Here is a 20,647-nt window from a genome sequence, read left to right as displayed (position 1 = left end):
AGCGGACGGCATGGCGGCGGCCGGCGGGCCGGCCTGGGCCGATGGGCGCGGCGCCGGCCCCGGCCGGGGACGCCGGGCCGGAGGTGCCTGCGGCGTGGGGACAGCTGCCGCCGCGGGCGGCGGGTCGGCTGCCGGTGCGTCGGCGGCCGGCCCAGGTGCAGCGGGTGCGGCCGCTTCGGGCATGTCGTCCGGTGGCGGGGCCGGCTCGGGCGCAGCGGGTGCCGGCTCCAGGGCATCCGGCTCGGGCTGCTCCTCCGGCGGGTCCACGGACCGGAGCGGGCCGGCGGCCGGCGAGAGCGGCGCGGAGCGGAGGTCGCCGTCCGGGTCGGCGGGCCCGCCCGCGTCCGTGCCGGGGTCCGGCTCGGGAGCCGGTCCGGGGGCTGCTGGGGCCGCCGGCGGAGTGGCGCCGTCCGGGGCCGCCCCGCCGTCCGGGGCCGCTTCGCCCTCCGCCGCTGCGCCCGGCTCGGCCGCGGGCGCGGCGGGGAACGTCCCACCGTCCGGTGGCGCACTCCCGTCCGGAGCCCCGGCGGGGTCGGCGGCGTCCTGAGCCGGGGGGACGTCGCTCACCGGGCCGGGCACGGGCGTCCCGTCCGGCGGCGCCGGCGCGTCCGGCTCGTCGAGCGACGGCTGCGGGGGCTCTCCGGGCGCGCCGCCAGGTACCGACGAGATGCTGCTCACCCCCATGAGTGACCTCCGCTGACGGGAGCCGAGAGGTCGTACGCCACACTAGCGGGCGTGCAGTTCGACGTGACGGTAGAGATCCCCAAGGGCCAGCGGAACAAGTACGAGCTGGACCACGCCACCGGACGCATCCGCCTCGACCGGATGTTGTTCACCTCGACCCGGTATCCCGCCGACTACGGGTACATCGAGGAGACGCTGGGCATGGACGGTGACCCGCTGGACGCCCTGGTCCTGCTCGAGGAACCCACCTTCCCCGGCTGCCTGATCACCTGCCGGGCCATCGGCATGTTCCGGATGACCGACGAAGCGGGCGGGGACGACAAGGTCCTCACCGTGCCGGCGACCGACCCCCGGATGGCCCACCTGAAGGACATCGGGGACGTGTCGGAGTTCGACCGGCTGGAGATCCAGCACTTCTTCGAGACCTACAAGGACCTCGAGCCGGGCAAGTCGGTCGAGGGCGCGGAGTGGGTCGGCCGCGAGGCGGCCGAGGCCGAGATCGACGCGTCCCGCGAGCGGGCGCTCGAGGCTCCGCCCGAGCACTGAGCTCTCGTTCGACCGCCGGCCCCGCGGAGCCGGGCCGGCGGTCGAACCGACGTCCACCACTCCCCTGCGCCCTGGCCGTCCCGGCCGGGGCGTTCGTCGTCCCCGGCCCACGTCGCCGCGCGGCGGGACGACCGACGGTCACCGGACGCCGGACAGCCCCGGCACGGACGACGCCCCGTCCGGTTCCGGGGCGGGCGGCAGCGCCCGCGGTCGACCGAGGTGGTGCCCCTGGCCCAGCTGGCAGCCCAGGCGCTGCAGCACCGCGCTCTCCCGGGCGCTCTCGATGCCCTCGGCGACGACGTCCGCGCCGATCTCCGCCCCGAACGCCAGCAGTGCCCCGGCCAGCGCGCGCCGGGCGGGGTCCCCGTCCAGGCCGGTGACCAGGGCGCCGTCGAGCTTGATGACGTCCGGTGCGAGGTGGAGGATGTGCCGCAGCGAGGCGAAGCCCGACCCGGCGTCGTCCACGGCGAGCCGGAGGCCCAGGCAGCGCAGGCGGTCCAGGGCCTCGGCGAGCTGCGAGTAGTCGTCCACCCCGACGTGCTCGGTCAGTTCCAGCACCACCCGACACGGCTGGACACCGCTCAGCAGGTCCGACAGCGCGGGGCACGCCACGGTGGCCGGGCCGGCGTTGACCGAGAGGTGGGCGCCCGGGGGCAGCCGGTCGAGCTGCCCGAGCGCCGCCCGGATGGCGGACAGCTCCAGCTCCACCCCGAGCCCGACCTCGGCCGCGTCGGCGAACCACTCGTCGGGCCCCCGCCGTGACGGGCCGGGGAAGCGGGCCAGCGCCTCGAAGCCCACGACCCGACCGGTGGCGAGCTCCACGATCGGCTGGAAGACCATCTCCGGCCCGCCCTGCTCGACCACCTCCGCGATGATCGCGCGCCGGGCGCGGCGGGCCTCGGCGCCGGCCACTGCGGCGGTGTGCTGCTCGGTCACGTCGGTGAGGGAGGACACGACGTGGTCCACCGACCCGGACGGGCCGCGCACGGGTTCGGTGGTGACGGACAGCCACCGCAGCGGCCCCCCGAGGGACTGGAGCAGGACCTCGTCGCGGCAGGGCTCGCCCGTGGCGAAGGTGGTCTCCGACGGGAGTCCCGCCGTCCCCCACGGGGTGCCGTCCGGGCGGAACGCCCGGCAGGCCAGTTCCTGCAGGACGCTGCCCTCCATCTGGTCGGCGGTCAGCCCCACCAGGGTCCGGGCCGCCGGGTTGCTGGCGACGACCTCGCCGTTGCGGTCCCACATCAGCACGCCGTCGGCCATGTGCCCCAGGAGCGTGTGCTGCAGCCGCTCCAGCTCGTTCGTCCGGTCCAGCGCACCGCGCAGCCGCTCGCCCTCGACCGCCAGGCGCTGCCGGATGCCGTTGAACTCCGCCAGCAGCGCCGCCACCATCACACCCGCGGCGAGGATCGACAGCGACCTCCCGGCGTACCAGGCGCCACTGGCGCGGGCGTCGGTCGACAGGGTCAGCAGCACGTCGCCGAACGATGCCGCGGCCGCCAGCGCCGTCCACCGCATGGGCCCCGTCCGCCGCCGGGCCGCGAGGACCGTGACGCCGGCCGCCAGGCCGACGACGGGCACCACGACCGGCCCGGTGACCTGCACCAGCGCGGACGTGTCCGTGCCCTCGATCAGCCGGGGCAGCCGGTCGGCCAGGAGGAGCAGGCCGGCGCCCACGGCGACGGCGACGAGCGCCGCCGCCGCCATCGCCCGGCCGGCCAGCCGGGTGCGGTGGGCGAGCGGGACGGGGGCGGCGGCCGCGGCCGGCCACGGCACCATCGCGCCGGCGAGCAGGATCACGAAGCCGGTGTGCCAGAGCACCCACAGCCACGCGGCAGCCGCCGGGACCCCGCCCCACCAGCCCGACGCCCCGGGCTCGGCAGCGAAGGAGACCCCCCGGGCCAGCAGCATGACCAGGGCGAACAGGTACGCGCATCCGACGGCCAGGATCCGCGGCTCCCCGGTCACCCGGAACTGCCCGATCAGCAGGACGACGCTGAACAGGTCGAGGCAGCAGAGGAGCGTCAGCAGGACCGGCACCAGGGCCGACTGCTGCGGCAACGGAACGCTCGGGAGCATGGCCAGGACGAGGACGACGACCAGCACGACCGGAACGGCCACCTGCCACCGCAGCCGCGAGCGGCCAGCAGACTGCCGCGGACCACCGCCCCGGGTCAGGAGCGACCCGGTGCCGATACGGCTCGGGCCGGCGTTGAGCACCACTCCGCTCCTCCGCGTGAGCCGACGACAGTTGCACCGCGACGAGCGGCCGGCCGCGGTGCGGAGATCGCGACCCGGCGTTCCTGCAGTGTCACCGTGCGCAGGGCAGTGGGCGCAAATCGGCGGAGGGCCGAAGGTCCCGGCTGCCTGCGGCGCAGCGCCCCACCCCGGGAACGAGGCGTGGGCAGGAGGAGAGCCGCCTGTCGGAATCGAACCGACGACCTTCTCAGCGCGAGCCGCATGGGGAGGCGCGGAGGACGGCGACGCCCACCACTGACCTGGCCCCGCCCGGGCTGCCGGCCGCCGAGCGCGGCGCGATCAGCGGCGGGCGCCCTCTCCGGCCGCGCCCAGCGGATGCGGGACGAGGTCGGTGATGCGACGAGCCATCGCGAGTACCTCGTGGTCACGGAAGGGCCGGCCGACGATCTGCACGGAGACGGGCATCCCGTCGCGTGACCTCCCGCACGGAACCGACGCCGCCGGAACTCCGAAGAGACTGATCGCGCGGCACGGGGCGACGATCTTCCAGTAGTTCACGTGCTGCCCGTCGACCCTCAGTTCTCGATCCCCGAGGGGAAAGGCAGGGGTCAGCGAGACCGGCATCAGCACGAGCGGAACCTCCTCGAGCATTTCCAGCAATTGCATCCGCAGGTAGTCACGCTCCGCCATGGCCTCCAGGTACTCAGCGACGTGGCCGGGCCTCGCCGCGAGGACGTCCCTGAGGTGCGGACTGAGCTGACCCTCCCGGCCGTCGACCAGCGGGCGGACGTCTGCCATCCCTTCGATGGCTCGCACCCGGGTGAACACCTCCTCCGCTCTCCGGAGCACGCCGGGATCACGCTCCTCGACGCGCAAGCCGGAGGCCTCGAGCGTCTGGACGAGTCCGCGGAGCACGTCGAGGATGTCCGCGCGCACCGGGTGGCTCCCTTCGCCCGGCAACCAGCCCACCCGGAGGCGCGACAACTCCACGGTGCGAGATGGCAGAAGAGGTACCGGAACCGCGTGCGGATCCTTGCCGTCCGGACCCGCCATGACCGTCAACGCCAGCTCGAGGTCGTCCACCGAACGAGCCATCGGACCGATGGTCTGCAGCCCGGCCTGGAACCCCAGCGCGTTGGGAAGTCCCTGGTCGCGATACGAGTGGGCGAACTGGCCAGTGCCCGGGACCAGCCCGCAGGTGGGGCGAAGTCCGACCAGTGCCACGCACTGGGCCGGCCACCGGATCGAGCCGCCGTAGTCGGTGCCGATGCCGAGCGGCGCGAAGCCGGCTGCCACGGCAGCGCTGACCCCACCGCTCGAGCCACCGGGTGTGAGCCTGAGGTCCAGCGGGTTACGCGTCGGCCCGAACAGGTCGTTGTCCGTCTGGAGGTCCGTGGCGAACTCCGGGGTGTTCCCCTTGCCGACCACGATGGCGCCCGCTTGTCGCAGCCGCGCGACCGCCGAGGCGTCGGCTCGCGGGACGTGGTCGGCCAGGAGCTTGCTGCCCCAGGTCGTCCGCATGCCGGCGGTCGCGATGCTGTCCTTGACCACCACGGGGATCCCGGTCAGTGGACGTTGCCCACCGCAACGCAGCTGCGCGTCGGCCTCGGCCGCGGCCTGGAGGAGCGCCGCCTCGTCCTGGAGGGTGACGATGGCGTTCACCTCCCCGTTCGCCAGAGCGATCCTGGCCAGGCAGGCCCGCATCACCTCAGCGGCGGAGACGTCGCCGTCCCGCATGAGCCGGGCCAGCGTCGACGTGTCCAGGCCGGTGACGTCTCCGGCCAGCGGAAGGGTCGACGACGGGCTACTGGGCATCCGTGCTCTCCACCCGGGCGGGCTCACCGCTGTGCCGGGACGGGAAGAACTGCTCGATCACGCGGGCGGGCGGCGGAGGCGTCAGGTAGGTCACCGCCAACATGGCCGGCACGGTGCAGAGCAGGGCCACCTGGATGTGGTACAGCCCCAGCGGGTTGCCGAGCTGGTTCCACACGATGAACGAGACCGGCGCCACGATCATCACCGTCAGCGCCCCCGGCTTGTTGAAGCGCGGCCAGTACACCGCGCCCACGAAGAGCAGACCGAATACCAGACCGAGCACGCCGAACGCGGGGTAGAGCAGGAAGGCGAGCAGCTCCGGCGGGTTCAGCGCGTAGATGATGCTGAGCACGCCGATGACCAGCGTGGTCCCTCGTGCGACCAGCACACGCTGGTGATTGCTCAACGAGACATTGAACGTCTTCGTCATGATGTCGTTCTCGACCGTCGATGCCAGTACCAACAGGATCGAGTCGATCGTCGACATCATGGCGGCCGCGAGGGCAGCGAGCACGATGGTGCTGACGAACAGCGGGAGCAACTCCTCCGCCATCACGAGGAAGGTGCTATCCGGGTCCTCGGTCAGCTGGGGGAACAGTGCTCGTGCGTACAGGCCGATCAGGACCACCACGATCTCCATGATGGCGACCAGCGACATCACCAGCACGAAACCGGAACGGAGGGAGCGCGCGTTTCGGACGGAGAAGAACCGCACGATGAAGTACGGCGCCCCGAAGGCTCCGAAGAAGTTCAGCATGATGAAGGAGATGAAGTAGCTGCTCCCCGGCTCGATGCCGGTGGGCCAGGACACCATTCCGGTGGGGTTGCTCTCCGACAGCGAGCCGCCCAGGCCGCCGAACCCGACCTCGTAGACGGCGACGGCGAGCAGGATGGACGCTCCGATGGCCAGCATCAGCCCTTGGATGGCGTCGGTCCACACCACCGCCCGGAAGCCACCGAACGCCACGTAGAGAAAGACGAGCGCACCGAACACCCAGACGCCACTCGTGTAGCTGAACGGCGTCAGACGCTCGATCAGGAGGCCGGCCGCGAAGTAGTTGGCCGCCAGCAGGGGCACCAGGAACACGAGCAGGATGAGGGATGAGAGCAGCCGGGGCGACTTGCCGTCGAACCGCGCGTGCATGAAGTCGGGGATGGTGACCGCGCCGACTCTCTTCGCGAGCACCATGACGCGTGGGCCGAGCAGGTACCAGGTCAGGAAGATGGCAAGGGTGAAGAACACGGCGACCCAGATGAAGAACGGTCCCCACAGCATCGAGAGCGACGTCCAGCCGATCAGGGCGCCGGCGCTCACCATGCTGGCCAGGTACGTGAGTGCGGTGAGGGGACCGGAGATGCCCCGGTCCCCCAGGTAGAACGACTCCGTCGTCCCCTTGGTCCGACGCCCGGCCAGGAGCCCGACGGCGAAGACGGCGACGAAGTAGACGATGAATACGGTCGCGACCGTCCCGTTCATCGACCCGTCCCCGCCTGCTCGTCCTCGACGCCTCGGGCGAGGAACCTGCCACTCATGAGGAATGCGGCGATGAGGATCGAGGCTTGAAGGACAAGCGCGATCCAGAATCCGATGGGCACGGAGACCTCCTGGTCATCTCACTGGGCTGTCGCGCGACCATGCCTCACCTCACGTCCAACGTGATGCGAGAGGCGTCACATCTGGCGACAGTAGGAGCGACCTGCGACTGCGGACAATGTGCACGACAGCCACCGTCGCGGCCCGGAGGTGTCAGTCGCCGCCAGTGCCGTTCAAGGAAACCGCGCCCTCGCCCGTGAGGCGGCTCCTGGTCTCGCAGGCGAGGAGCAGTTCCGCTCGGCGATGCCCACTGTCGACGAAGGGACCGACCAGGGACTCCAGCCGCGCCAGGCGATTGCGGATGGTGTTGTAGTGGAACGTCATGTCCCCGGCGGTCCTGACTATCGAGCAGTTGTTCGTCAGCAGGACGTGGAGGGTGCTCAGCATCTCGTCATCCTGGTGGAGCGCCCCCAGGGCGTTCTGGACGAAGGCCGGAGCCAGTCCCTGGCTCACGAGCGCATCGACCAACTGGTGGGTCCCCGTCTCGGAGAACCACAGGATGCGCTCGATACCGGCCCGAGGATCTCCCTCGGTGACCTGGAGCGCTCGATTCGCCTGGCCGAACGAGCGCCGCCACTCGACGAGGGAGTCGGCCCGGTTCCCGACCCCGCACCTGACCGCTGGTTCGCTCGGGGCCAGGACGTCCAGGGCTTCGCGGAGGGAAGCCAGGACCTCCTGCACACACCCCTGCGGTACGACCAGGACGATGTGATCCGCGTAGGGGAACAGCAGGACGCGCTGCGCGGTCGGGCCCATCGACCTCGTGATGCGCTCGCACAGCCGCTGGTAGGAACTCAACGTGAGTGGGCGGCCCACGCGCAGCACGCAGACGTGGACCGACGTGCCGACCGGCACCGCCAGCACGTCGAAGACCGTGGCGAGCTCCTGCTCGGATGCCGAAGATCGCTCGTTCATGAGTTGCCGGAGGTACTCACCGAACTCGCGAACCCTTGCCTGACCCGCCAGCGCACGGCGGTGGCGGTCGATCACCTCGGAGAAGTAGGTCTCCTGCAGATCGGTGAAAGCCAGGTCGAGGGGCATGGCCACGACCGGGAAGTTCAGCTCGTCCGCGCGTCGGATCACCGCTGAGGAGAAGCCACCGACGTATCTCCCGCCGATCTTGGCGACGAGCGCGGCCACGCCCTTGCGCTTCAATCCTTCGATCAGCGCGATCAGTTGGTCGTCATCGAAGCTCTGCATCGGGTAGCCAGAGGTGACAAGGAGCTCCCCGGCTCTGACCCAGGGCAGGACATCCGGCACCTCCATCATGTTCATCCGCACGACTCGGGCGGTCAGCCCCGTCGCACCGGCGACCACGGACGCGCCTCTCAGGGGCGGCAACCCCAGGACCTCCTGGACGGAGAGGTGTTCAGGCGCGAGTTGGTCCTGCATGCCGGCGACCCTAGCCATCGCCATACCGGCGGGGGTTACCCCGACTTCGGTGACTGGTAGCGGTCCCGCCAGGGCCGCGCCGGTGAGCTGGCCGAGCTCCACCGGGGAAGCCCCCAGTTAGGGCAACCGCTGTGGGGAGGAGAGCCGCCTGTCGGAATCGAACCGACGACCTTCTCATTACGAGTGAGATGCTCTACCGACTGAGCTAAGGCGGCGGGCGTGCGGCGCTGAGCTTACGGCACCCATCCCGGTTCCCGGCGCCACCCCCGGGCCTGCCGGGCGGTCAGGCAGGCAGCCGCAGCCCCACGGTGAGCGCCTCGATCGCGATCTGCGGCTTCACGTTCTGCTCCAGCGCGGTGCGCGCGGCCAGAACCGCGTCGATCCGCCGCAGCGCCCCTTCGGCACCGATCCGGCGAGCCAGTTCCGTCGCGTCGGCGCGCCGGTCGGGGTGGGCCAGCGGGATCGCCCCCGCGCCCGCGGCCGAGTCCACGGCGCTGATCATCAGCGCGTCCCGGTACAGCGCCGCCAGATCGACCAGCGCCCGGTCCAGCGAGTCCCGGCCCAGCCGGGTGGCCCGCGACTTCTGCCGTTTCTCCAGGTCCTTCAGCACACCGGCGCTGCGGCTGGCGGCCGCGACCCCCGGCCCCCGGGCCCCGACGCCCAGACTCGCCTTCACCGCGTCGGTCTCCGCACCGTCGACCTCGGCCACCGCCCTGTCCGACTCGTCCTTCGCCGAGCCGACCAGGTCATCGGCGGCGTTGAGGCAGGCGGCGAGCGAGACCAGCGAGAGCGGGATGTCCAGCACGGCCTTGCGGGCCAGCCGGGCCGACTCGTCCCGGGCCAGGTGCCGGGCCCGGCCGACGTGCCCACCGGCCGCGGCGGCCGACCAGGCGGCCAACGCCGGGTCGATCCCGTCCCGCCGGACCAGCACCTCCGCGACGGCATCCACCGGTGGGGTCCGCAGCCCGACGACCCGGCAGCGGGAGCGGATGGTGACCGGCACGTCGTCGGGGTGCAGCGACGGTGCGCACAGCAGGATCACCGTCCGCGGCGGCGGCTCCTCGAGCATCTTGAGCACGGCGTTGCCGGCCTGCTCGGTCATCCGGTCGGCATCCTCGACCACCACGACCTGCCAGCGCCCCTGCGACGGCGCCCGGGCCGCGGTCCGGACGATCTCACGTACCTCCAGCACCCCGATCGACAGCCCCTCCGGCACGATCCGGTGCACGTCGGCGTGGGTGCCGGCCAGCGCGGTGCGGCAGGCGTGGCAGGTGCCGTCGCCACCGGCGGGGCACTGCAGGGCCGCCGCAAAGGCCCGGGCGGCGACCGACCGGCCCGATCCGGGCGGGCCGGTGAACAGCCAGGCGTGCGTCATCGAGCCCGGCTGGGCGATGGCCGCCTGCAGCTCGGCGACCACGTCCGGCTGGCCGATCACGTCGGCCCACACCCCCGCGCCGGCGGCCTGCACGCGGGGCCCGGCCGTCGGGGCGCTCACCGGCGCAACTGGGGAGCCACGTCGGCCGCTCCCTCCCCTGCCGGGCGGGCGTCCTCGGGCCGGGCCAGCAGCGGCAGGCCGGCCAGCAGCTGGGCGACCCGGGCGCGGATGGCCCCGGTGAGCTCGTCAGCCGTCCCGGTGGCGTCCAGCACCAGGTACCGGTCGGGCTCGGACTCGGCCAGCGCGCGGAAGGTGCGCCGGACACGCTGGTGGAACTCCAGGGACTCGGCCTCCAGCCGGTCGGCGGTGGCGCGACCGCGGGCCCGGGCCAGCCCCACCTCGGGCGGCAGGTCCAGCAGCACCGTGAGGTCGGGCCGCAGACCCTGGGTGGCCCACCGCGAGATCGAGCGGACGTCGTCCATCGGGATGGCCCGGCCCGCCCCCTGGTAGGCCAGCGAGCTGTCGACGAACCGGTCGGTGATGACGACCTCGCCGGCGTCGAGCGCCGGCCGCAGGACGTCGTGCACGTGCTGTGCCCGGTCGGCGGCGTAGAGCAGTGCCTCCGAGCGCGGGGACAGCCCGGCGCTGGCCGGATCGAGCACGATCGAGCGGATGCCCGCTCCCGACGCGGTCGCGCCGGGCTCGAACGTCGCGCGGGCGGCGTAGCCCTCGTGCATCAACCACTCCTGCAGCCGCTTCACCTGCGTGGACTTCCCGGCGCCCTCGCCGCCCTCGAAGGCGATGAGCACGCCGCCCCCGGCCAGCCGGCGGCGGGCGGTGGTGTCGCGGCGCAGCGCGGTGACGACGTCGGCCACCAGCGGCACCGGCCGGCCGTCGTCCATCTGCCGGTACGCGACCACACCGACGCCCACGGCCAGCACCCCGGCGACGAGCAGCATGACCCGCTCGCCGGTGACCGGGATGACGAAGGCCCCGACGTCGACGGAGTTCTGGCCGAGCAGCCCCACCCCGAACGGCACCAGCGCCAGGGACAGGATCAGCGCGGCCCGGACCAGCGACTGCACGAGCGCGAAGGTGCGCCCGCGGATCGCGTCGTCGATCTCGGTGCCCAGCAGCGTGAAGCCGGCCAGGTAGGCGATGCCGGCGAAGAAGCCCATCAGCACGACCAGCAGCAGGGCGATCCACAGCGTGAACGTGCAGGCCAGCAGCACCACGACCACGCCGGCCCCGACGATGGCGACCCCGAACAGCCGCTCGCGGGACAGGTCCTTGGCCACGCTCGGCCCCAGCGCGATGCCCAGGCCCAGGCCGATGAAGACGGCGCCGAACAGCAGGCCGTAGGCGGCCTGTCCACCACCCAGGGCGTTGGCGAAGGCCTGACCGGTGGCGATGACCACTCCGGCGGCGGCGAACGCGCCGGTGATGCCGACGACCAGCCCGCGCACCAGCGGCGTGTGCCCGGCGAAGGAGAAGCCCTGCCGCAGGGAGCCGAAGAAGCTCAGCCCGCTGTCCTGCGCACGGCCGGAGCGGCGGCCGCTGATCGAGGGCAGGTTCCAGATGACGACCGCGGCGACCAGGAAGGTCAGCGCGTTGACGTAGAGCGCCAGGTCGACCTCGTTGGTGCCGGGCAGCAGCTCGCTCGTGCGGCCCCCCAGGGAGGTGAGCAGCGCGAAGACGACCGCGGCGAGCACCGGGGTGAAGCCGTAGGTGGTGACCAGGGAGAGCTGGTTGGCCGGCTCCATCTGGTCCTTGCGCAGCATGTTCGGCACCGCGGCGTCCTTCGCCGGGATCCAGAACAGGCTGAGCGCCTCGATCACGAACTGGGCGATGAACAGCCAGATCAGCTCGTCGACCAGCGGGATGGAGGCGAACAGGCCGAAGCGGAGGAGGTCGGTGACCACCATCGTCTTGCGCCGGTCGAAGCGGTCGGCGAACGCGCCGGCCAGCGGGCCCAGCACGATGGCCGGCAACAGCCGGAACAGCAGCACGGCCCCGAGCGCGAAGTTCTGCCCGGCGAAGCTGTCCACCAGCGAGGTCGCCGTGGCGGTGATCGCCAGCAGGCCGAGCCAGTCGCCGAAGCTGGACAGCGACATCGACAGCCACAGTTTGCGGAAGTCGCGGACGCGGAGCACCGCCCGCAGCTTGGCGGCCAGGGACAACGCCGACGGCGCACCGAGCTCGTCGGCCGCCGGGTCGCCCGTTGCCGGCTCGGCACCGGAGGGGGCCGGCCCGTCCGCCCCGAGGTGCAGCTCGGACGGCAGGCCGGCCGGGGCGTCCGGCGCCGTGGGGACGCCGGCGGGTGGCAGTCCGTCGGCCCCGGGCGGGGACACCAGCGGATCCCCGGGCAGCGCGGTGGCGCCGGGAGGCGGGCCCGCCTTCCGGGGGGCGCCGGCGGGCACGCCCGGAACGCCGTCCGTGGACGGTACGTCCCGGTCGGAACGTCGCGGCGACGGGCCGGCCGTCGGGTCGGAGCTGATCGAGACCCCCGGGGAGAAGGCGGCGCTGGGTGCGGTCGGGCTCGGTGGTCGGTCGGGCTCGGCGCAGCAACCGTACCGGCCGGAGACGACGGTTCCGGCGTTCTGCGCAGTGACGTCGGACCGGCCTGCGCCCACGGCACCGGACCGGCCGCCTGGGGCCCAGCGGCCGGACGACCGGGAGGCGACCGCCTGCACCGCCGCGTACGCCGCGGAACTGCGCGCCGCCTACCCGCAGCGGGACGACGGTGCGGCCGTTCCGCCGGGTCCTCGCCATCGGGCACCGCACCCGAGCGAGTCGTCGTCCGGGGGCGCTCAGCGTGGAACGAGCCGGTATGCCCGGGTCGTGTACGGCAGGTCGAGCAGCTCCGCACCACTGGTGTCGGGACGGGTGGCCAGCAGGTGCCGCACCCGGCCGAGGAATTCCGCCCGGCGGGCGTCGTCCATCGTGGCCACGTAGCTGCGGGTGCCGATGCCCCGGACGACCTGCTCGGGGCCCACCCGCTGGACCACCGACGAGTCGGCCACCTCCACCGTGGCCGGCAGCGCGGCGGCGAACCGGTCCACGACGCCCTGGTCGGCCTCGTGGTCGCGGGACTCGGCGGCCAGCAGCTCCCCCAGTGCGCGCACCCAGGGCACCCGCTGGTCGCGGGTGTTCCAGACGAAACCGACGACCCCGCCGGGCCGCAGGACGCGGCGCAGCTCGGCGGCGGCCGGCACCGGGTCGAACCAGTGCGCGGCCTGCCCGGCGACGACGGCATCCACCGACGCGTCGGGGAGCGGCACCGACTCGGCTCCTCCGACCTGCACCTGCACCTGCGGCAGCCGGGCGGCGAGCTCGGCCAGCATCGGTCCCGAGGGGTCGACGGCGACCACCTCGTGCCCGGCGTCCAGCAGTCCGTCGGTCAGCAGCCCGGTGCCGGCGCCCAGATCCAGGACCCGCCGCGGCCGCTTCCCGAGCAGGAAGGCGACCGCCTCAGCCGGATAGCCCGGCCGGAGTGCGGCGTAGTCGGCCGCGACCGCACCGAACGACGCCCGCCGGGCCTGCCAGTCCTCCACCGCGCCCCGCTCAGCCGGCGGAGACCGGATCGGCCGCCGTCTCCGCGGCCGCGGTCTTCTTCGCGGTCGCCTTCTTGGCCGGGGTCTTCTTGGCCGGGGTCTTCTTCGCCGTCGTCTTCTTCGCGGCGGCCTTCTTGGTGGCCTTCTTCTTCACCGGCGCCCGCTCACGGCGGTCGGCCAGCAGCTCCGCGGCCCGTTCGAGGGTGATCGACTCGATGTCGTCGCCCTTGCGCAGGCTGGCGTTGACCTCACCGTCGGTGACGTAGGGCCCGAACCGGCCTTCGCGCACCGTGACCTGGCCCTGGCTGACCGGGTCGGCCCCCAGCTCCTTGAGCGGTGCGGCGGCGGCCTTGCGCCCCCGCTGCTTGGGCTGGGCGAAGATCGCCAGCGCCTGCTCGAGGGTGACGGTGAACAGCGCCTCCTCGTCGTCCAGGGAGCGCGAGTCGGTGCCCTTCTTCACGTAGGGCCCGTACCGGCCGTTGAGCGCCTGGATCTCCTCGCCGTCCGGGGCAGCCCCGACCGTGCGCGGCAGCGTGAGCAGCTGCAGCGCCTGCTCGAAGGTGACGGTCTCCGGCGACATCGACTTGAACAGGCTCGCCGTGCGGGGGGCGTCCTTGCTGCCCTCGGGGACGACGGTGGTGACGTAGGGGCCGTACCGGCCGGCCTTGACCGCCACCGGGTGCCCGGTCTCCGGGTGGGTGCCCAGCTCCCGATCACTGGAGGGCGCGTCGAGCAGCTCGGCGACCTTCTGCACCGTCAGCTCATCGGGCGCGATGTCCTCCGGGATGCTCACCCGTGCGCCCTCCTCGCCGCCGGCCTGGAGGTAGGGCCCGTAGCGGCCGACCCGGACCAGGACCGGCTCGCCGTTGGGCGCGGTCGCCCGCAGCGGGATCGAGTTGACGCCGCGGGCGTCGATCTCCTCCAGCCGCTGGCCGATGATCGACTTGAGGCCACCGGACGCGGCGATGCCGCCGGCGTGCCCGCCGCCACCGCCGAAGTAGAACTCGGTCAGCCAGTCGACCCGGCGCAGGTCGCCGGCGGCGATCTCGTCGAGCTCGGCCTCCAGCGAGGCCGTGAAGTCGTAGTCGACCAGCGCCGCGAAGTGCTGCTCCAGCAGGTTGACCACGGCGAAGGCGACGAAGGTCGGCACCAGCGCCGAGCCCTTCTTCCACACGTACCCGCGGTCCTGGATGGTCTGGATGATCGAGACGTAGGTGGAGGGGCGGCCGATGCCGAGCTCTTCCAGCGCCTTGATCAGGCTCGGCTCGGTGTACCGGGCCGGTGGCGTGGTGGCGTGGCCCTTGGGCTCCAGCGCCGCGATGTCGAGCCGCTGCCCCCGCTCCAGGCGGGGCAGCCGGCGCTCGGCGTCGTCGGCCTCCTCGTCGGTGGCCGCACCCTCGTCCCTGCTCTCGACGTAGGCACGCAGGAAGCCGGGGAAGGTGATGGTGCGACCGCTGGTGGAGAACTCGACGGCTTCGTCCGTGCTGGACCGCCCGGCCAGCCGGATCGACACCGTCTGCCCGACCGCGTCGGCCATCTGGGAGGCGACGGTGCGCTGCCAGATCAGCTCGTAGAGCCGGAACTCGTCGCGGCCGAGCTGGCCGGCCAGCTGCCCGGGGGTGCGGAAGGAGTCGCCGGCCGGACGGATGGCCTCGTGCGCCTCCTGGGCGCCCTTGTTCTTGGTCGCGTAGCGGCGCGGCTCCGCCGGCACGTAGGCGTCGCCGTAGAGCTCGCGGGCCTGGCTGCGGGCCGCGCTCAGCGCCGTCTCGGACAGGTTCGTCGAGTCGGTGCGCATGTAGGTGATGTAGCCGTTCTCGTACAGCCGCTGCGCGGTGCGCATCGTCACCTGGGAGGACCAGCCGAGCTTGCGGCCGGCCTCCTGCTGCAGGGACGAGGTCATGAACGGGGCGTAGGGACGCCGCCGGTAGGGCCGCTCGTCGACCCGGCTGACCGTGACGCTGCTGCTCTCCAGCCGGGCGGCCAGCCCGCGGGCACCGGCCTCGTCCAGGTGCACGACGTCGCTGGTGACGGTGCCGGTGTCGGCGTCGAAGTCGCGACCGGTGGCCACCCGGCGGTCGTCGACGGTGACCAGCGTGGCGTTCAGCCGGGCCGGCTCCCCGGCGTCGGTGGACGTCGTCCGCCCCACGTCGAAGGTGCCTTCCAGGCCCCAGTAGTCGGCTACGGTGAAGCGCATCCGGGCACGCTCCCGCTCGACGACGATCCGGGTGGCCACCGACTGCACGCGCCCGGCCGACAGCTTCGGCAGGACCTTCTTCCACAGCACCGGCGAGACCTCGTAGCCGTAGAGCCGGTCGAGGATGCGGCGGGTCTCCTGGGCGTCGACCAGCGCGGTGTCCAGCTCTCGCGGGTTGGCGACGGCGCGGGCGATCGCCTCCCGGGTGATCTCGTGGAAGACCATCCGGCGGACCGGCACGGTCGGCTTGAGGGTGTCGATCAGGTGCCAGGCGATGGCCTCGCCCTCGCGGTCCTCATCGGTGGCGAGGTAGATCTCGCTGGCTTCCTTCACCAGCTGCTTGAGCCGGGTGACCTGCTGCTTGCGGTCGGGGCTGACCACGTAGAGCGGGGAGAAGCCGTTGTCGACGTCGACGCCCAGCCGGGCCCACGACTCGCCCTTGTGGGCGGCGGGCACGTCGGCAGCGTTCCGCGGCAGGTCACGGATGTGCCCGACGCTGGCCTCGACGACGTAGTCGCTGCCCAGGTACCCCGCGATCGTCTTGGCCTTCGCCGGGGACTCCACGATGACCAGCGGCTTCCCCCCGCCGGCGGCGGCCCGCTTGCGGGGGGTGCGCGTGGTGGGGCCGGAGGCGGCGGCTGCGGCTGCTGGCGAGGTCTTGGTGGGCGGCACGGTGCTCCTGTCGGGGTGCTGACTGCAGGCGCCGGGAGGACCCGGACGCACGTGGGAGCACTGGCGTGCACCCACTCGGCGAGGGCCACGGTAGGCCACGTCTCCGTCCGGGGGCCGGGCAGCGAGGGAGGACGGGCGCGCCGCAGCGGGCCCGGGGGCCGCCGGCGACCCCGGGCCCGCCCCAGGCGGACGGCGTTCAGGACTGCCGCCGGGTGCCGGCCACGACCTCGCCGATCGCGGCCAGGGTGACCCGGTCCGGGTCGTAGTACTCGGTGTGCCCCTGGGTGACCTCGGTGGGCAGCGGGGTGTCGCCGAACCACGGGCTGACCGGCCCCCGGCCGAACCAGCCGGACCAGGAGATGGGATCGGCCGGCGACCAGGCGCCATGGACCTCCGCCGCCTCCAGGTCCGCGGCCGTGAGCGCCTCGGTGCCCGGGCTGCCCAGCAGGACGAGCGCGTCGGTGGCCAGCTGACCGGGCGCCTGTGCGGCGCGGGAGGCCACGAGGGTGCCGTAGCTGTGCGCCACCACCGTGGTGCGGGCCGGTAGCGGGGACCCGGGCGCGGTGCGGGCCGCTGCCCAGCCGTCCAGTGCCCGATCCAGGGCCGGCCCGCCGCGTTGGGCGAGCTGGCTGGACGGCGCAGCGAGCACGGTGGCCGGTGTCCGGTAGCCGAGCCAGGCCACGGTGGCCACGGCCAGCCCGGGTGCGGCGGCCTTCGCGGCCGTGGCCACGCCCGCAGCGTCCGACGTCAGCCCCGCCAGGTCGTCGTCCGGGCTGGTGAGGATCCCGGGCACCAGGACGGCGACCGCGGCGGCCGTGTCGAGGTCGCCGAGGGCCAGCCCGACCAGGTCGTCATCCGGCTGGAACTGCAGCAGCTGCACCTGTTGCCCGGCGTCCTCCTGGTGGTCGATCTCCGCTGCGACCGCCGCAGCTGTCCGGTGCGGGTCGCTGCCGGGCGCGAGCTCCTGCAGCGCCCGGTCCAGCATGATCCGGTTGGCCTGGTCCCGGGCCCAGGCCGGCAGTCCGTCGAGTGCGCCCACGGCCGCGGGGGCGGCGTTCACCGCGGCGGACTGCTGGGCGGCGGTCAGCGTCGCCCACCAGGCAGTCACCCGGCCAGGGTCCTCCGCGGGGACGGGTACCGGCGGTGGCGTGACCTGCCCGAACAGGGTGGGGCGCGCGGCGGAATCGGCGAAGCCGACGGCGCCATCCGCCCACCCCGCGGCCAGGGGCTCACCGGCGAGCACCGCTGCGGCGAGCGCCCGCGCGGCCGCCGCATGCGCCTCGTCCGCCAGCAGGTGTGCCTGCTGCGCCGGATCGACCGGGGCAGCGGGGGGCCGCCAGACACCGCCCGGCCGGAAGAGCGCGGCGGCGGCGCGATCGACCCGCTGCTCCGCCGTCTCCACCGGAGGGACCAACCCGAGGCCGGGCATCGGGTCGCCGGCCGCATTCAACTCCACTCCCCCGACCGCCGCCGTGGTCAGCGCGGCCACCGCCAGCTCCTGCGCCTCGTCGGCGGCGGCGACCAGGGCGCCGAGCAGCCGTGCCGACTCCTCCAGGGCGGCCTGCACCCCGCTGCTGACGGTGGACACCTCGAGCAGGGCTGCGGCCGCCACCGTGCCGGCCGGGCCCGACCAGCACTCCGCCGTGCCGAGCCGGCGACCGACCGCGTCCAATCGGAAGCGCCACGGCACCAACCGCTCGGCGATCAGCCCCAGGGCCCCGGCCGCTGCGCGCAGCTGCGGGATGTCCCAGGCGGCGATGCCGCCCAGCCGCGACCCGGCGCCCCTGCCGCTCACCGGGCCACCACCAGGCCGGGGCGGCCGGCACCGAGCCGGCCGGCCAGTGCGGCGTCGGCAGCGCGGTACGACGACAACGCCGCGTCGAGCGTGGCGGTGACGGCGAGGACGCGGGTGGCCAGTGCGGCCAGGCCGGTGGCCCACAGCGCACCGGTGTCGCCGGCCGCCGCACCGACCGCGCCGTCCAGCGCGGTGCCCAGCGTGCGTCCGGTGACCGCGCCGAGCTCACCCTCCTGCCCCAGCTCCGCCCCCAGCGCCGACAGCTCGTCGAGCAGAACGTCCAGCACATCGAGCTGGACGGAGATGAGGTCGGACACAGGGCCTCCCGGCGCGGCGGCGGCCCCCCGCCGGGGCCGACGAGAGCGACGCTAGGAAGCCCACCCACCACTTCGGGCACCGTCGTCCACACCGGTTCCGGCCGTCCACAACGGGAGACCGCCGGCACCGCTCACGACGCCCGGGTGGTCAGCGACGGAGCGGCCGTGTCGGTGTCACCACCCACCACGACCGACCTCCGCTTGCTGACCACCACGGCACCGACGATGACCAGCAGTGCGGCCACCGCGATCAGCACCCGGAGCGCGGTGTTCGAGTCCTGCCCGACGGAGAGGCCGACCACCGCCGGGGCGATGAGCAGCGCGACCAGGTTCATCACCTTGATCAGCGGGTTGATGGCCGGCCCGGCGGTGTCCTTGAACGGGTCGCCGACGGTGTCGCCGATGACCGTCGCGGAGTGCGCCTCGCTGCCCTTCCCGCCGTAGGCGCCGTCCTCCACCATCTTCTTGGCGTTGTCCCAGGCTCCACCCGAGTTGGCCAGGAAGACCGCCATCAGCGTGCCGGTCGCGATGGCGCCGACCAGGTAGGCGGCCAGCGGGCCGAAGCCCAACCCGAAGCCGACGGCGACCGGGGCCAGGACGGCGAGCAGGCCGGGGGTGGCCAGTTCCCGCAGCGAGTCCTTGGTGCAGATGTCCACCACCGCGCCGTAGTTCGGCCGCTCGGAGTAGTCCATGATCCCGGGCCTGGTGCGGAACTGCTCACGCACCTCGAAGACCACCCGGCCCGCCGCCCGGGAGACGGCGCTGATCGCCAGCCCGGAGAAGAAGAAGACGACCGCGGCGCCGATGACCGCCCCGACGACGTTGTTGGGCGAGGAGAGGGTGAACGCGTCACCGAGCGTGGCGCCGGCATCCTCCAGCGCGTCGCCGATGCTGGCGTTGTAGGAGCCGAACAGGGCCGTCGCCGCGAGGACGGCGGTGGCGATGGCGATCCCCTTGGTGATCGCCTTGGTCGTGTTGCCGACGGCGTCGAGGTCGGTGAGGACCTGGGCGCCCTCGGCGTCGATGTCCCCGGACATCTCGGCGATGCCCTGGGCGTTGTCGCTGACCGGACCGAAGGTGTCCATCGAGACGATCACCCCGGCCGTGGTGAGCAGCCCGGTACCGGCCAGCGCGACGGCGTAGAGCGCGGCGGCCCCGCCGATCAGGAACGCGCCGTAGACGGCGGCCCCGATGAGCAACGCCGCGTACACGGCCGACTCGAGGCCGAGGGAGATGCCGGAGAGGATCACCGTCGCCGGCCCGGTCAGCGAGCTGCGGGTGACGTCCTTGACCGGCCGCCGGGAGGTCTCGGTGAAGTATCCGGTGAGCTGCTGGATCGCCGCGGCGAGCACGATGCCGATCAGCACCGAGACGAAGCCGAGCACCTGCGGGCTCACCGCGACGTCGAACCCGTCGGAGATCGCCGGGAGGATGGTGAAGGAGGCGGCCGCCACGAGCACCAGCGAGACCGCGGCGGAGGTGAAGAAGCCGCGGTTGATCGGCGCCATCCAGGAGCTGTCCCCGGCGGTCGGGTTGCTGGCCAGGATGCCGACGACCGAGGCGATGATCCCGATCGCCGCGACGACGAGCGGGAACACCATCCCCACCGGGCCGAAGAAGACCTGGCCGAGGATGAGAGCGGCGACCAGGGTGACCGCGTAGGACTCGAAGAGGTCCGCGGCCATGCCCGCGCAGTCACCGACGTTGTCGCCCACGTTGTCGGCGATGGTGGCGGCGTTGCGTGGATCGTCCTCGGGGATGCCGGCCTCGACCTTGCCGACCAGGTCCGCTCCCACGTCGGCGGCCTTGGTGAAGATGCCGCCCCCGACGCGCATGAACATGGCCAGCAGGGCGCCACCGAAGGCGAAGCCCTCGAGCACCACGGGGCCGGTCTCCCGGAACAGGAGCAGCGCCAGGGAGGCACCGAACAGGCCGAGGCCGACGGTGATCATCCCGCAGACGCCGCCGGTGCGGAACGCGATCCGGAAGGCCGGGCGGTGGCCACCGGCGGCCGCGGCTGCGGCGACCCGCACGTTGCCCCGGGTGGCCAGGGTCATGCCGATGAACCCGACCATCGCCGAGAACAGCGCGCCGATCAGGAAGAACACCGCCCGGCCCAGCCGGGTACCCAGCCCACCGTCGGAGACCGGGAGCACGAGCAGCAGCAGGAACACGATGACGGCGAAGATCCCCAGCGTGCGGAACTGCCGTCGGAGGAACGCGCCGGCTCCCTCCTGGATCGCCTTGGCGATCTCCTGCATCTTGACCGTTCCCTGGTCGGCGGCCATGACCGCGCGGGACAGGTAGTAGGCGAAGCCCAGGGCGGCGAGGGAGATGGCGAGGACGACCGCCACCAGGGTGAGGTCGCCTCCGGACAGTTCGGTGTCTGGCATTCCGGTCCTCCACGCGAGACGAAACGCTGCGGTGGGAACCCGGGGCCTGCTCCCCAGGGTGGTCGCGGCGTGGCTGCACTGTGCCGTAGCGGGAGCTCGACCACCAGACCTGGGCGTGAG

General features: G+C 73.2%; 12 protein-coding genes and 1 tRNA gene. 1 reads left to right on the top strand and 12 read right to left on the bottom strand.

Annotated features, from left to right (window positions below):
- Positions 1–735: 735 nt before the first annotated feature.
- Complete coding sequence (locus ACYVG5_RS19205) at positions 736–1,230, top strand: inorganic diphosphatase (RefSeq protein ID WP_222047186.1); 495 nt, start codon at positions 736–738, stop codon at positions 1,228–1,230.
- Between the two features lie 138 nt (positions 1,231–1,368).
- Here ACYVG5_RS19205 and ACYVG5_RS19200 read toward each other — a convergent pair whose 3' ends face one another.
- From ACYVG5_RS19200 to ACYVG5_RS19145, 12 genes are all read right to left on the bottom strand, one after another.
- Positions 1,369–3,348: an EAL domain-containing protein gene (locus ACYVG5_RS19200; RefSeq protein WP_460683449.1), complete on the bottom strand. Its 1,980-nt coding sequence runs from the start codon at positions 3,346–3,348 to the stop codon at positions 1,369–1,371.
- A 417-nt stretch (positions 3,349–3,765) separates the two neighbouring features.
- Complete coding sequence (locus ACYVG5_RS19195) at positions 3,766–5,241, bottom strand: amidase (protein WP_222047190.1); 1,476 nt, start codon at positions 5,239–5,241, stop codon at positions 3,766–3,768.
- On the bottom strand, positions 5,231–6,718 hold the full coding sequence (locus tag ACYVG5_RS19190) for a sodium:solute symporter family transporter (RefSeq protein WP_222047192.1): 1,488 nt from the start codon (positions 6,716–6,718) through the stop codon (positions 5,231–5,233). The genes ACYVG5_RS19195 and ACYVG5_RS19190 overlap by 11 nt, the downstream gene beginning before the upstream one ends.
- Positions 6,719–6,988: 270 nt before the next feature.
- Positions 6,989–8,227, bottom strand: a complete 1,239-nt coding sequence (locus ACYVG5_RS19185) for a PucR family transcriptional regulator (protein WP_222047194.1) — start codon at positions 8,225–8,227, stop codon at positions 6,989–6,991.
- A gap of 142 nt (positions 8,228–8,369) precedes the next feature.
- Positions 8,370–8,442, bottom strand: a tRNA-Thr gene (locus tag ACYVG5_RS19180).
- A gap of 68 nt (positions 8,443–8,510) precedes the next feature.
- Positions 8,511–9,722, bottom strand: coding sequence for a DNA polymerase III subunit delta' (locus tag ACYVG5_RS19175; protein WP_460683448.1), 1,212 nt, complete (start codon positions 9,720–9,722; stop codon positions 8,511–8,513).
- Complete coding sequence (gene tmk / locus ACYVG5_RS19170) at positions 9,719–11,953, bottom strand: dTMP kinase (RefSeq protein WP_460683447.1); 2,235 nt, start codon at positions 11,951–11,953, stop codon at positions 9,719–9,721. The genes ACYVG5_RS19175 and tmk overlap by 4 nt, the downstream gene beginning before the upstream one ends.
- Before the next feature lie 459 nt (positions 11,954–12,412).
- Positions 12,413–13,156, bottom strand: a complete 744-nt coding sequence (locus ACYVG5_RS19165; protein WP_222047196.1) for a class I SAM-dependent methyltransferase — start codon at positions 13,154–13,156, stop codon at positions 12,413–12,415.
- Positions 13,157–13,166: 10 nt separating this feature from the next.
- On the bottom strand, positions 13,167–16,022 hold the full coding sequence (topA, locus tag ACYVG5_RS19160) for a type I DNA topoisomerase (protein WP_222047198.1): 2,856 nt from the start codon (positions 16,020–16,022) through the stop codon (positions 13,167–13,169).
- A gap of 196 nt (positions 16,023–16,218) precedes the next feature.
- Positions 16,219–17,817, bottom strand: a complete 1,599-nt coding sequence (locus ACYVG5_RS19155) for an alpha/beta hydrolase (RefSeq protein ID WP_222047200.1) — start codon at positions 17,815–17,817, stop codon at positions 16,219–16,221.
- On the bottom strand, positions 17,814–18,134 hold the full coding sequence (locus ACYVG5_RS19150) for a hypothetical protein (RefSeq protein WP_222047202.1): 321 nt from the start codon (positions 18,132–18,134) through the stop codon (positions 17,814–17,816). The genes ACYVG5_RS19155 and ACYVG5_RS19150 overlap by 4 nt, the downstream gene beginning before the upstream one ends.
- A 131-nt stretch (positions 18,135–18,265) precedes the next feature.
- A complete protein-coding gene (locus ACYVG5_RS19145) occupies positions 18,266–20,527 on the bottom strand; it encodes a sodium-translocating pyrophosphatase (protein WP_222047205.1) in 2,262 nt (753 codons plus the stop codon).
- Positions 20,528–20,647: the final 120 nt, after the last annotated feature.

It is taken from the genome of Modestobacter lapidis (assembly GCF_054780755.1).
The sequence above is the reverse complement of the archived record's forward strand: the minus strand, read 5'-3'. Positions and strand labels throughout refer to the sequence as shown.